This is a genomic window from Sphingobium sp. Ant17 (assembly GCF_000588875.1).
In the GTDB taxonomy this organism is placed as follows: domain Bacteria; phylum Pseudomonadota; class Alphaproteobacteria; order Sphingomonadales; family Sphingomonadaceae; genus Sphingobium.
Genome location: NZ_JEMV01000050.1, coordinates 1 through 13,378 on the forward strand (window position 1 = coordinate 1; position 13,378 = coordinate 13,378).

General features: G+C 62.6%; 13 protein-coding genes, 1 tRNA gene and 1 pseudogene. 12 read left to right on the forward strand and 3 right to left on the reverse strand.

All coding sequences use genetic code 11. The features are described from left to right. Positions 1-60 precede the first annotated feature (60 nt). The 3 genes from BF95_RS18310 (at position 61) to BF95_RS29540 (ending at position 589) form a co-directional block, all read left to right on the forward strand. A tRNA-Met gene (locus BF95_RS18310) sits at positions 61-138 on the forward strand. 46 nt (positions 139-184) lie between these two features. Next, on the forward strand, positions 185-355 hold the full coding sequence (locus BF95_RS29535) for a hypothetical protein (RefSeq protein ID WP_235209848.1): 171 nt from the start codon (positions 185-187) through the stop codon (positions 353-355). 51 nt (positions 356-406) lie between these two features. After that, positions 407-589 (forward strand): hypothetical protein, encoded by a 183-nt coding sequence (locus BF95_RS29540; protein ID WP_043153255.1) that lies wholly within the window; start codon positions 407-409, stop codon positions 587-589. 147 nt (positions 590-736) lie between these two features. Here the strand turns inward: BF95_RS29540 and BF95_RS29545 are convergent. Further along, positions 737-1,789 (reverse strand): annotated as a pseudogene (locus BF95_RS29545) (recombinase family protein); the annotation flags it as partial. Between the two features lie 479 nt (positions 1,790-2,268). Further along, positions 2,269-3,126, reverse strand: a complete 858-nt coding sequence (locus BF95_RS18330) for a LysR family transcriptional regulator (protein WP_043153261.1) — start codon at positions 3,124-3,126, stop codon at positions 2,269-2,271. Positions 3,127-3,334: 208 nt separating this feature from the next. Between BF95_RS18330 and BF95_RS18335 the strand changes: the two genes are divergently transcribed. From BF95_RS18335 to BF95_RS18370, 9 genes are all read left to right on the forward strand, one after another. Further along, positions 3,335-4,030, forward strand: coding sequence for a type 1 glutamine amidotransferase domain-containing protein (locus BF95_RS18335; RefSeq protein ID WP_037479462.1), 696 nt, complete (start codon positions 3,335-3,337; stop codon positions 4,028-4,030). Then, a complete protein-coding gene (locus tag BF95_RS18340; RefSeq protein ID WP_037479517.1) occupies positions 4,030-4,488 on the forward strand; it encodes a VOC family protein in 459 nt (152 codons plus the stop codon). Before BF95_RS18335 ends, BF95_RS18340 begins: the two co-directional genes overlap by 1 nt. Then, entirely contained in the window at positions 4,488-5,594 is a 1,107-nt protein-coding gene (locus tag BF95_RS18345; RefSeq protein ID WP_443018390.1) for an NADH:flavin oxidoreductase/NADH oxidase, read from the forward strand. The genes BF95_RS18340 and BF95_RS18345 overlap by 1 nt, the downstream gene beginning before the upstream one ends. Next, positions 5,591-6,742: an L-dopachrome tautomerase-related protein gene (locus BF95_RS18350; protein WP_043153266.1), complete on the forward strand. Its 1,152-nt coding sequence runs from the start codon at positions 5,591-5,593 to the stop codon at positions 6,740-6,742. Before BF95_RS18345 ends, BF95_RS18350 begins: the two co-directional genes overlap by 4 nt. Positions 6,743-6,818: 76 nt before the next feature. Beyond that, a complete protein-coding gene (locus tag BF95_RS18355; protein WP_043153268.1) occupies positions 6,819-7,559 on the forward strand; it encodes an SDR family oxidoreductase in 741 nt (246 codons plus the stop codon). A gap of 111 nt (positions 7,560-7,670) precedes the next feature. Beyond that, a complete protein-coding gene (locus BF95_RS18360) occupies positions 7,671-7,964 on the forward strand; it encodes a putative quinol monooxygenase (RefSeq protein ID WP_037473339.1) in 294 nt (97 codons plus the stop codon). 456 nt (positions 7,965-8,420) lie between these two features. Beyond that, positions 8,421-8,810, forward strand: coding sequence for an alcohol dehydrogenase catalytic domain-containing protein (locus BF95_RS29550; protein ID WP_235209849.1), 390 nt, complete (start codon positions 8,421-8,423; stop codon positions 8,808-8,810). Then, positions 8,810-9,559, forward strand: a complete 750-nt coding sequence (locus BF95_RS18365) for a zinc-binding dehydrogenase (protein WP_235209850.1) — start codon at positions 8,810-8,812, stop codon at positions 9,557-9,559. The genes BF95_RS29550 and BF95_RS18365 overlap by 1 nt, the downstream gene beginning before the upstream one ends. Before the next feature lie 30 nt (positions 9,560-9,589). Further along, on the forward strand, positions 9,590-10,159 hold the full coding sequence (locus BF95_RS18370) for a type 1 glutamine amidotransferase domain-containing protein (RefSeq protein WP_043153270.1): 570 nt from the start codon (positions 9,590-9,592) through the stop codon (positions 10,157-10,159). 255 nt (positions 10,160-10,414) lie between these two features. Here BF95_RS18370 and BF95_RS18375 read toward each other — a convergent pair whose 3' ends face one another. After that, positions 10,415-13,027: an excinuclease ABC subunit UvrA gene (locus tag BF95_RS18375; protein WP_235209851.1), complete on the reverse strand. Its 2,613-nt coding sequence runs from the start codon at positions 13,025-13,027 to the stop codon at positions 10,415-10,417. Positions 13,028-13,378 lie beyond the last annotated feature (351 nt).

Genomic DNA, 13,378 nt, shown 5'->3' on the forward strand with positions numbered 1-13,378 from the left:
ATGCGAGGAAAGCCAAGTCGACAGCAAGTCGATGCCGCGCTTGAGGCCAAACAAACTCTCCGCGGGATGGAGCAGCCCGGTAGCTCGTCAGGCTCATAACCTGAAGGATCGTAGGTTCAAATCCTACTCCCGYAACCACCGAAACCGACATTCCCACAAAGCCCCGAACGCMAAWGCGCCGGCTTTGTGCATTCTCGGCCAATCSACGCTGTTCGATCCACTCCAGGATCCTGCCAAACTCGCCGTAGAGCATGGCGTTGACCTCACCGCGCTTCGCGCCGGGCGTAAGCTCGATGCGCTCGATCAGCGCCCGCAACGCATCGGCGGCTTCCTGGCGCTCTTCCGGCTGCGATAGTGCGTGCGTCAGTCGTTCCACCTTGCGCCGATAAATCTCGGAGATGTTGGGATGGATGTCGGGCACATCCACCGGTGCCGCAGCGAGCCGGGCGCGGAGCGCATCCTCTTGGGCTTCCAACTCCAAAAGTTCATCGACAAGCGCGCGTGTGCCCTTGCCTTCTTTCGCGAGTGTCACAAGGCCGTTGATCGCCTTGAGGACTTTCTGCAGATCCGTTCGATCGGCGATTTCTGACGCGCGGCGCTGGTGATTGATCCGGTTGCTCTCGTCGACAAAGGTCCGAATGGCCTCTGCTGCGATATCGGGGGTCATCATGCGATCGCGCAGGCCGTCAAGGACGCGCGCTTCCAGCTTGTCTCGCGTGATGCTATGCCCGTTCGCGCAGCTTTTCGTATCACCATGGTTCGAACAGGCAAACCGCCCCTGCCCGCGAAGGGAATAAGGACCGCCGCAGCAGCCGCAATAGACCAGGCCCGAGAGAAGGCTTTTGGGGCGATGCGTTCGATTAAGAGCTGTATGGGCGGAGCGCGTTGCCTCGATGACGTCGGCATATTGGATCGCGATATTCTCCTGCCTTGCCTTCACGGCCTGCCAGAGTTCTTCATCCACGATCCGCAGGTCAGGAACCTCGGTCACAATCCATTCGGATTTGGGATTGATACGAGAGACGCGCTTGCCAGTTTGCGGGTTCTTCAAATAGCGCAGCCGGTTCCAGACGAGTTTGCCGATATAAAGCTCATTGTTGAGGAGGCCGGTGCCGCGCTTGGCGTGGCCGCGGATCGTGGTTGATGTCCACAGCTTGCCCGTTGGGGCTGAAATCCCGGAATCATTCAGACGGCAGGCGATTGCGTGGGGGCTGAGCCCGTTGGCGAACTGTCGGAAAACCTGGCGAATGACTTCAGCTTCGGCGGCATTGATGCTGCGTTCACCGTGGACCGGTTCGCCTTCGCTGGAGAAGCGCCGCACGACGTCATAGCCAAAGCAAAGCCCGCCACCCGATTTGCCCTTCTCGACGCGGCCGCGCAGACCGCGATGGGTCTTCTTCGCAAGATCCTTGAGGAACAGCGCGTTCATCGTGCCCTTGAGGCCGACATGCAGTTCGGAAACCTCACCCTCTGCCAAGGTGACGATCTTCACGCCGGCGAACTGGAGATTCTTGTAGAGCGTGGCAACGTCGGCCTGGTCGCGCGACACCCGATCCAACGCCTCGGCCAGCAGAATGTCGAAGCGCCCCATCTGCGCATCCTGCAAAAGTGACTGGATGCCGGGACGCAGTATGACGCTCGCGCCTGAGATCGCTGCATCCTTATAATTGGCGACAATCCGCCAGCCTTCGCGCGCCGCCTGTTCACGGCATATCAAAAACTGATCGTCGATCGATGCAGGGCTCTGCTTATCGTCGGAATAGCGGGCATACAACGCTACGCGGGGCATTCGGAGTCTCCAGGGATGATCTTTGGGGTCAGTCTACAGATTTGACCATGCTTGCCAATCTGAGGAATATATCAAAATTGGAACGCGCTTTTATGCCGTCGCCCGGAATTCCGCCCGGCACTGAACGGGGTCTGCGATGCCGGAATCGATAAACTAGCGGTGACCTGCCGATGGCCTTCGTCGGCTCCTTGTAGCAAAATATTCGCTTCTCGGGTGCAGTCCGTCTTCTGCTAATCCGGCGGGAGTCGACCAGTCTCGGTCGCTCAGGTCATCAGTCTTGAACGTCCTTCCTTGCCGAAACCGGTCGTTCGCGGTGGGCGAAGCGGAAAGTCAGTAATGCGCCCTACATCCGGCCGTTCGGCCTTGTCGCCGACGATCCCGAAAGCCGCCGTTCGTTCGCCAGCGCTCAACTGGTTCAGACCCGAAATTGTGCTGACGGCCCAGCAGGCGTGGCCACAATTATATTTGGAGTGCAGCAATCAGGCGTCCCGAGCCATGGCCACGCGCGGGTGTCGCAGCGATGAGCGTGCCCACACAAGGTAGAAAGCGTTGAGCGGCACCATGATCGGCGCGGGTATCTCGATCAGCGTGCAGGCAGCGCGTTCGCTGCGGGTGAGATAGCCGGGCAGTACCGTCCAGCCGAGGTCCGCGTACAATCCCGACCGTAGCACCCTCAGATCGGGCGCGGTCAAGGCGGGCTGGCTAGTCAGCTCGATCTGGTTTGCATGGAGCCAGGTTCGCAGCAGCGGCCGGTCAAGATCGTAGGCGAGGTGGGCTGTTTGATTAAGCCCTTCGACCAGCGGCAATTCGGCAATCCGCATGGCCACGGCGGGAGAGGCTACGGCGCGCAGGTGCTCTTCGCCCAGCGCATGGAAGGCCAACCGCGGATCTTCGGGTTTCGAGGCGGTGACAGCCAGATGCACCCTGTCTTCGAGGAGCATGGCATAAAGCGCCTCGCGCCCGCCGATATGCAGGCGCAGGTCCAGCCCTGCTTCCAGCAGCGGAGCCAGTCGGGGCGTGATCATCTCTCCCAGCAGGTCCGACGGTGCGGCGATGTGGACCGTGCCCGAGATGCGCGACGATCGGGCCCGCGCGCTGGCCAGTGCCGATTCCGCCGTGTCGAGGCTGCTTCCGATCGAAGCCGCCAGATCGTCGGCAATCGCTGTTGGTCGAACACCCCGCGAATGGCGATCAAACAAGGGACGGCCCAATTGCGCCTCGAGCGATGCGATGTGCTGCGACGCAGCCGGTTGGGTAATGCCGATTGCCCGGGCCGCCTCGCTCAGTGAACGACGGCGGTAGACTTCGACGAAGGTGCGCAACTGCAGGAGGGACATTGCGTTCCATAAGCGGATTTATGCCGTCCGCCATTCCCGCTGGATTTCATGATGCCGTTCCCGGCGTATCTAAGCCGCCGAAAGGCACGATCGAATGAAAAATCGCCGCCAACTGCTGAAAGCTCTCACAGCTGTCTTTGTGGCGGGTGCGGCTGCGCCGGGTGCGTTTGCTCGTGTCCCCGACATCAATGGAACAGGACAATTGACGATGACCCGCATTCTGATGGTGGCCACCTCCGCCGACCGCATGACCCCCGGCACCGAACCGACGGGTGTCTGGCTCGAGGAACTTACCACCCCGTATTATGCCTTCCGCGATGCGGGCGCCGAGGTGACGCTTGCCTCGATCAAGGGCGGCGCCATCCCCGTCGACCAGCGCAGCGTCAATGCCGACGGCGAGAACGACGCTTCGGTCGAGCGCTATCTGAAGGACGAGGCCCTGAAGGCCGAGGTTGTCGGCACGCCGGTGTTCACCAGCATCGATCCCGGCGGCTACGACGCGCTGTTCCTGCCCGGTGGCCACGGCACCATGTTCGATTACCCCGGCAGCGACGAACTGGCCCGCCTGGTCGAACGCTTCGACCGCGAAGGCAAGATCGTCGCCGCCGTCTGTCATGGACCGGCAGGGCTGGTCTCGGCGAAGAAGGCCGATGGCACGCCCCTCGTGGCTGGCCGCCGTGTCGCGGGCTTCACCGACAGCGAGGAGCGCGCGGTCGGCCTCGATCAGGCGGTGCCGTTCCTGCTCGAAACGCGCCTCAAGGAACTTGGGGGCAAGCACGAGGGCGGCCCCGATTTTGCCCCCTTCGCCCTACGCGACGGCAATCTGGTGACCGGTCAGAACCCCGCCAGCGCGGCGCGCACCGCGGAACTCGTGATGGAAGCCCTCAAGGAAAAGGTCGCCTGATCATGCGCTATCTCCACACCATGCTGCGCGTCGCCGATCCCGAGTCGTCGATCCGTTTCTTCACGCTGCTGGGTCTCAAGGAGACCCGGCGCATGGAGAACCAGGCCGGGCGTTACACGCTGATCTACCTTGCCGCCGACGAGGATTTCCGCGGCGACGGCGAGCAGGGCGATGCCGAGGTCGAGCTGACGTACAACTGGCCGCCCGAGGACGGCAGCCCTGCCGAGACATACACGGGGGGCCGAAACTTCGGCCATCTCGCCTATCAGGTCGACGACATCTACGAAATCTGCGCGCGGCTGCAGGCGGGCGGCGTGACGATCAATCGCCCCCCGCGCGACGGGCACATGGCGTTCGTCCGCTCTCCGGACGGGATCTCGATCGAACTGCTGCAGCAGGGCGAACACAAGGCTCCGGTCGAACCCTGGGCCTCCATGCCCAACACGGGCGAATGGTGATGGCGAAATTGTTCGAAACGATTGAGGTTGGCGGGCTGCGGCTCGCCAACCGCATCGTTATCGCGCCGATGTGCCAGTATTCGGCAGTCGACGGCGCGATGACCGACTGGCACCAGATGCATCTCGGGGAGTTGGCGCTCTCGGGCGCGGGCGCGCTGACGATAGAGGCGACCGCGGTCAGCCCGGAAGGGCGCATCACCTACGGTGACGTCGGCCTGTACGATGACCGTACCGAAGCGGCGATGCGAAGCGTGCTCGAAAGTGTGCGCCGTTGGTCGGACATGCCGCTTATCATCCAGCTGGCCCATGCCGGCCGCAAGGCGAGCTGCGCCAAGCCGTGGCACGGCGGAACGCAGATCGCCCCCGATGCGGAGAATGGCTGGCAGACCGTGGCACCCAGCGCCATCCCATTCGCTCCGGACGACCATCCCCCTGTCGAACTGGACGAGTCAGGGCTTGCCCGCATCCGGGAGGCGTTCGCGGATGCCGCCCGGCGCGCCGGCAGGCTCGGCATCGAAGCCATCCAGATCCACGCCGCGCATGGCTATCTGCTCCACGAGTTTCTTTCGCCGATCTCCAACCGGCGCGGCGACGACTACGGCGGCAGCCTCGACAACCGGATGCGGTTCCCGCTCGAAGTGTTCGATGCCGTGCGCGAAGCATTTGCGGCCGACCGCCCGGTGACCGTCCGCGTTTCCGGGACCGACTGGGTTGAAGGCGGCTGGACGGCGGAGGAAACCGCATTGTTTGCACAACAGCTGGAGCGGCGCGGTTGTTCGGCAATCCACGTCTCCGGCGGCGGCCTCGACCCGCGCCAGCAGATCCCTGTCGGCCCCGGCTATCAGGTGCCGCTGGCGCGGACGGTCAAGGACGCGGTCGCCATGCCTGTCGTGGCGGTCGGAATGATCACCGATCCGCATCAGGCGGAGCGCATCCTCGAAGACCGGCATGCCGACGCCATAGCGATAGCCCGCGCTGCGCTGTGGGATCCGCGCTGGCCCTGGCACGCCGCCGCCGCGCTTGGCGCATCGGTCAAGGCGCCCCCGCAATATCTCCGGTCCGAGCCCCAGGAAGCGGGCCGCATTCTCAAGGAAATGATCCCATGAAAATCTCCGTCAAACTGCTTCTTGCCGCGGGCGCGGCTTTAACGCTCGCCGCCTGCTCGACGACCCGCGAGAGTGCATCCGCGCCCCAGATCGAACAGGTCGCGACCTTCGATGGCGCGATGCCGACTGGCGTGACCGTCGCCCCCAACGGGCGCATTTTTGTCAACTTCCCGCAATGGGGCGACAACGCGCCGTTCACGGTGGCCGAGTTGGTCGACGGCAAGGCGGTGCCTTATCCCGACGCCGCGACCAACCGGCCCGATCCGGCAGAGCCGGCGGGGCATTTCATCTCGGTGCAGAGCGTGGTGGCCGATGGCGCCAACCGCCTCTGGGTGCTCGACACGGCGGCGCCCAATTTCTCCCAGCCCCAGGCCGGCGGTGCAAAGCTGGTGGCGATCGATCTTTCAACCAACCGGGTGGTGAAGACGATCGTTCTGCCGCCCAGCGTGGTGCTGCCCACGACCTACCTCAACGACGTGCGCTTCGATCTGCGTCAGGGCGCCGAGGGCGTCGCCTACATCACCGACAGCAGCAACGCCGGTGTCGGCGGCATCATCGTCGTCGATATCGCCAGCGGGCGTGCGATCCGGCGCCTGTCGAACCATGCGACGACCAACCCCGAGCGCGGCTTCACCCCGGTCGTCGACGGCGCGGTGCTCATGAACCGCCCGGCCGACGGCCCCGCGACGCCGGTCGCGATCGCCAGCGACGCGATTGCGCTCAGCGCCGACGGCAGCCTGCTCTACTATGGACCGCTGTCGGGTCGCACGCTGCACGCGGTGCCCACGGCGCTGCTGCGCGATGCCGCGGTGTCCGAGGAGGGGTTGGGCCGCGCGGTCCGCAACCTGGGGCGCAAAGGCGCCTCGGACGGGATTGCCGAGGACGACAACGGCCGCGTGTTCGCCGGCGATTACGAGAACAACGCGATCCGCGTGCTCGACCAGGGCAGCTGGACGACGGTGGTCAGCGACCCGCGCATCAGCTGGCCCGACACGCTGTCGATCGGCACCGACGGCTACCTCTACTTCATCGCCAACCAGCTTCACCGCCAGCCAGGCTTCCACGGCGGGCGGGACTTGCGCCGCAAGCCCTACGAACTGCTCCGCATCAAGGTGGGCGCCGGTCCCGTCCTGTTGCGCTCGCAGTGACCCCATCAGGCCGGGCGGGCTCGCGCGGGGCCGCGATCCGGCGAAAAATCAACAACTGACTTGAAGGAATACAGTCATGACCAAGGGTATCGAAGGCAAGGTTGTTCTCATCACCGGCGGCAGCACCGGTATCGGCGCAGAAACCGCGCGGCTTCTCGCTGAACGCGGCGCCAAGGTGGCCATCGCCGCCCGGCGCAAGGACAGGCTCGACGAGGTCGTCGCGGACATCGCCGCAAGCGGCGGCACGGCACGTAGTTACGCGCTCGACGTAACCGACAAGTCGGCGGTCCAGTCTGTCGTCGCCGCGATCGTCGCCGACTTCGGCCGCCTCGACGTGCTGATCAACAACGCCGGGCTCATGCCGATCCGTCCGATGGCCGAGGTCAATACCGACGAGTGGGACCAGATGATCGACGTCAATCTGAAGGGTACGCTCTACGGCATCGCGGCGGCCCTTCCCGGTTTTCTCGAGCAGGGCAGCGGTCACATCATCAACCTGAGCTCGGTTGCGGGCATCAAGGTCTTCGCACCGGGCGGCACGGTCTACTCCGGCACAAAGTTTGCCGTCAGCGCGATCAGCGAGGGCTTGCGCCACGAAGTGGGGGAAAAGGTCCGGGTCACGTCAATCGAGCCTGGAGCTGTCGAAAGCGATCTGAAGTTCACGACATCCGGCACGGCTGCCGAGACGGTGCTGGACTTCTACAAGCAGGCCATCCCGGCGGCATCGGTGGCGCGTGCTATCGCGTTCGCTGTCGAACAACCTGATGACGTCGATGTCAACGCGATCGTCATCCGGCCGACCGCACAGGAGTTCTGATTTCGACGAGGAGGCGGGGCCGCGTGTGCTCCGCCTCATGGGGAACGTACCGGTCTGCTCGTCCGTTACTTTGCCGAATAATATCTGTCCGTTTCACTTGAGGAGTCATTTATGCCCAAACTTGCCCTGTATGTACCACTGAAGGCCAAGCCCGGAAAAGAGCGCGATGTCGCCGATTTCCTCACCTCGGCATTGCCGCTCGTTCAAGCTGAGCCGGGCACTCTGACCTGGTATGCGATCGAGGAAGGTCCCGGTGCGTACGCGATCTTCGATACGTTCGACACAGAGGATGATCGCCAGGCCCATCTTGACGGCAAGGTTGCCGCCGCACTGATGGACAAGGCAGACGAACTGTTTTCCGAACCGCCGCAGATTCACAAGTTCACCCTGCTGGCCGCGAAATAGCGGAGCGGTCGGCACCCTAAGCTGCCGTTTGGCTGCAGTGTAAGGCTCGTGTCTCCATCCCGAATGGATGCCCCGGCCGAACCGAGAAATGAGTAAATGAATACGACAGGCCATCCGCGATAGTGGATGGCCTTGTCTTTTGCGCTTATCACACCTCTGAATTTACTGATCAAGCGCCGTTGACGTGGCGCGATGTAGCGGCACGATTTGTTCGCGGGAAATTCTTGGGCACATCAACTTGGCGCGTTATTCGCCCGTTCTGGCCCAGTCTTCAGAACAGCCGTGAATCGATCCGAGAATGGCCCTCCGGGAAGGAACCTCTCAGGTAGCAGAAGGTTCAGGAAACTGAGATCACTTGGAATGGGTGCGATGTCCTCCGTCGTTGCGATGGACCGGATCAACACCAAGCTCTAGATTTGATGACGCGTTCAGAAGAGTTGCGAAAGGAAGAGATCCGTGAAAGCTGTCGTGTACAACGGGCCCAAAGATGTTTCTGTCGATACTATCGATGATCCCAAGATCGAAAAGCAGACCGATGTTATCATCCGGCTGACCACGACCAATATCTGCGGGTCGGACCTTCACATGTATGAGGGCCGTACCAGCTTCGAGAAGGGCAGGGTCTTCGGTCACGAAAACCTTGGCGAGGTCGTCGAAGTCGGCTCTGCCGTAGATCGTATCAAGAAGGGCGATCGCGTGTGCTTGCCGTTCAACGTCGGTTGCGGTTTCTGCGAAAACTGCGAACGGGGTTTGACGGGTTTCTGCCTCACGACCAACCCTGGAACCGCCGGCGCAGCGTATGGCTTTGCGAGATGGGTCCGTGGCAAGGTGGCCAGGCCGAGTTGATGCGTGTTCCTTATGCGGACTTCAATTGTCTGAAGCTGCCTGAGGACGCCGAGGAGAAGGAGGATGACTATGTCATGCTCTCCGACATCTTCCCGACGGGTTGGCATGGCGTCGAACTGTCAGGCTTCATGCCTGGCGAAAGCATCGCGATCTACGGCGCCGGTCCGGTCGGTTTAATGGCCGCGCACTCAGCCGAAATTCGCGGTGCCTCTCAGATCTTCGTGGTCGATTCTCACGATGACCGTCTCAAGCTGGCCGAGGCGATGGGCGCCATTCCGATCGACATGCGCAAGGGCGATCCCGCCCAGCAGATCCTTGACGCAACCGGCGGCCTCGGGACCGACCGGGGGGTCGAGGCGGTCGGATACCAGTGTTGCGATCGCCACGGCAAGGAGCGCAGTAATTACACGATGAACTGCCTCGTCAAAAGCACGAAGGCCACCGGCGGCATCGGCGTCGTCGGCGTGTTTATCCCGGAAGATCCGAATGCGACCGACGATCTCCAGAAGGAAGGCAAGATGGCGTTCGACTTCGGCAACTTCTGGTTCAAGGGGCAGAAGATCGGCACCGGCCAGTGTAATGTAAAGCACTACAACCGGCGGCTGATGAAGCTTATCGAGCAAGGCCGGGCCAATCCTGGTCAAATCATCTCGCACCGACTGCCGCTCGATCAGGCACCAGACGCTTACAAGCATTTCGATGCGCGCGATAATGGTTGGACAAAGGTCGTGCTCAAACCGGGTGCCTGACCTTAGTCTTCTACGGAATAGGGATAAATTATGACATTAGAGGGCAAATCAGTTGCCGTTCTGATCGCGCCCCGCGGGACGGAAGAGCCAGAATTCTCGAAGCCCAAGCAAGCTATCGAGGAGGCTGGCGGCAAAGTGACCGTGGTCAGTTTTGAAGCGGGCGTGGCTCGCACAGTCAATAGCGACCTTGACGAGGGCGGCAGCTATACTATCGACAAGACGTTTGCCGAGGTCAAAGCCAACGATTTCGACGGACTTGTTGTGCCCGGAGGGACGGTCGGTGCCGACAAGCTGCGCGGCAGCGACGAGGCAATCGGTTTCATCCGGGCTTTCTTCGATCAGAAAAAACCTGTTGCGGCTATATGCCATGCACCTTGGACATTGATCGAGGCGGGCGTGCTCAAGGGTCGCACCTTGACGTCCTACTCGACGCTGAAGGTCGATATCGAGAACGCCGGCGGTGCATGGACCAATGAGGAAGTCGTGGTCGACAACGGCCTTGTTACCAGCCGCGATCCTAATGATTTGCCCGCCTTCTGTGCCAGACTCGTTGAGGAAATCGCAGAAGGTGTGAGCGCAGCGCTTGCAGCAGGGAAATAAGACGGGGCGTTTCGACGAACCATGTGAGGGCCCTCTCCCCGGAGAAGGTCCGCACGAAGCAAATGTGGCGGATGGCCAGAGATTGGCCGTCCGCCATGCCGCGTATCACACGAACAGGGCGCACCTGACGGCACTTAAACCCTGAGCCGCGTCAACCGCGGTGACACCTCGCCGGCTCCCGCTTCCAGACTCGACCCATTCCAACGTGTGGTTGAGATGCACCTGATCGAACGTGCGTTCGGCGAGGTTTACGACCTACAGCGCCGCCTTGAGATAGCGGGCGGTGAGACTGCCTTCCGCTTCCGCGACGACGCCAGGGACGCCGCTGGCAACGATACGGCCGCCTCTTCCCCCGGCCCCCGGTCCCAGATCGATAATCCAATCCACCTGTGCGATAGCGCGCATGTCGTGTTCCACGACTACGACGGTATTGCCGGCATCGACGAGGCCCTGCAAGTGTTGCATCAGCCGGTCGGCATCGGAGGGGTGAAGCCCCGAAGTTGGCTCGTCGAGGATGTAGATCGTGTTGCCGCGTTGAGCGCGCTGCAGTTCAGTCGCCAGCTTGATGCGCTGCGCTTCCCCGCCAGACAGCTCGGTCGCCGGCTGACCGAGCCTCAGATAGCCAAGACCGATCTCCCGCAACACGTCGAGAGAGCGCATCACAGATGCCTCGCCAGCGAAGAAATCGCACGCATAGTCGACCGTCAGTTCAAGCACCTGGGCGATATTGCGCCCGTTCCATTCAACTTCGAGCGTTTGCGGGTTGTAGCGAGAGCCATGACAGGTCGAGCACGGCGCAAAAACGCTCGGCAGGAACAGCAGCTCCACCATGACGTATCCCTCGCCCTCGCACACAGGGCAGCGGCCTTGCGCGACGTTGAACGAGAACCTTCCCGGGCTGTAGTGCCGCCGGCGGGCGAGCGGCGTATCAGCGAAGATCCGTCGCACATGGTCGAACATGCCGCTGTAGGTGGACAGGTTCGAGCGGGGCGTGCGGCCGATCGGTTTCTGATCGACCCGCACCAGCCTGCGAACATGCTCCATGCCTGCGACAAGGCGTCCTTCAGTGTCTTTCTGCGCAACATCGAGCAGCGGATCGATATCCTCCTCCTCGGCCACGGGGGAGCCGCCGAGGTGTTCCGTGACGAGCTCGGGCAGCGCCTGACTGACCAGACTGGATTTGCCTGATCCCGAAACGCCGGTGACAGCGGTGAAGCAACCGATGGGAAACTCGACGTCGAGACCATGGAGATTGTTCCGCCTGATCCCTTCAAGGCGTAGCCATGCCTTGGGATCGCGCGGTGTGCGCTCACTGCGGAGCGGCTCTGCGAACAGGTAGCGGCGGGTGATCGAAGTCTCGACGTCGGCGAGCCCCTCTATCGGCCCGCTGTAGAGGACTTCACCGCCCTTTTCCCCGGCTCCTGGCCCGACATCGACGAGCCATTCCGCGCGGCGGATCACGTCGAGATCATGTTCGACGACGAACAGAGAGTTGCCCGCCGCCTTGAGACGCTCGAGGATGGTGAGCAAGGCTTCGCCATCTGCCGGGTGCAACCCTGCCGAAGGCTCGTCGAGCACATAGACCACGCCGAAAAGCTGTGACGACAATTGCGTGGCAAGCCGCAAGCGCTGCAGCTCTCCGGAGGAGAGCGTCGGCGTGCTGCGGTCGAGCGAAATGTAACCAAGGCCAAGATCGATCAGCGGGTCCAGCCGCTCGATCAATTCGCAGGCAAGGCGTTGGGCGGCGATCCGCTTCTCGTCGGAGAGATTGGGCGTGCGGCGTACGTCGGGCGCGCCCTTGTGCGCAGAGCCGCCCGCCGCAACCCGTTGTTCGACCGCTGCATCGCGGGCCGCTTTCTCCAGAACATGGCCCTTCGAGGGGGCGGAGACCGCCCCATACGCGCCTTGCGCGACGGGCATCAGCAAGTCCTTCAGCTTGAGCACCGTCAGGTCGCCGAACTCGGCGATGTCGAGGCCCGCGAACTTCACGGACAGGGCTTCGCGCTTCAGGCGCTTGCCGTCGCAGGTCGGGCAATCGCGGCCGATGATATATTGCGAGACGCGCTTCTTCATCAGCGCGCTTTTCGTGTTGGCGAAGGTTTCCAGCACATAGCGGCGCGCGCCGGTGAAGGTGCCCTGGTAGCTCGGCTCCAGGCGGCGCTTGAGCGCCGCCCGGGTCTGTTCGGGCGTCAGGCCCGCATAGACCGGCACCGTCGGCGCCTCTTCGGTGAAAAGGATCCAGTCGCGATCCTTTTTCGGCAGCTCGCGCCACGGCGTATCGACGTCATAGCCGAGCGAAACGAGGATATCGCGCAGGTTCTGCCCATGCCACGCCGTTGGCCAGGCGGCGATCGCCCGGTCGCGAATGGTAAGGCTGCCGTCAGGCACCATCGTCTCTTCGGTCGCGTCATATACGCGGCCGATGCCGTGGCAGGTTGCGCATGCCCCCGCGACCGTGTTGGGGGAGAAATCCTCCGCATAAAGCATGGGCTGATGGCGCGGATATTCGCCGACGCGCGAATAGAGCATCCGCACCAGGCTGGAGAGCGTCGTCACGCTGCCGACCGAGGATCGCGCGTTAGCCGAGCCGCGCTGTTGCTGCAACGCGACCGCAGGCGGCAATCCGTCGATCGCGTCGACCTCCGGCACGCCGGCCTGGTCGATCAGGCGACGGGCATAAGGCGCAACCGATTCCAGATAACGCCGCTGGGCTTCGGCATAAAGGGTGCCGAACGCGAGCGATGACTTGCCTGAGCCCGATATGCCGGTGAACACCACGAAGGCGTCGCGCGGTACATCGACGTCGACATTTTTTGAGATTGTTCTGGCGCGCGCCGCGAACTTGCACGCAGGCGGGCGGCCCCGCATGCCCTTGATCGGTGGCCGGCCTCGTCGCGTGTATATCCTTGTTCTTCAATTCAGTCTTCCTGCCATATCCGCCCGTGCGGCCCGTGTTCATTACGGTCGGGGTAGCAGATGAATGCTTTTCCGACGCAATACATCCAACGGCCACGATGGCCCGAGCTTCGAAACCTTTGAAATATTTTTCCAGCACTAAACTAAGGTACGACAAAGCCTTTTTCCGTCGGGTCGCGCGACGAGGCCACACACCCCGCAGGTAAGCGCACGGGTTAGGCGGTCGTGGTCCGTGCCGCTATCGGCGTGTAACGACTGCACTTCGGCGGTTGTACCGCATCGCTCAGTTGCCAGGGAGCCTTC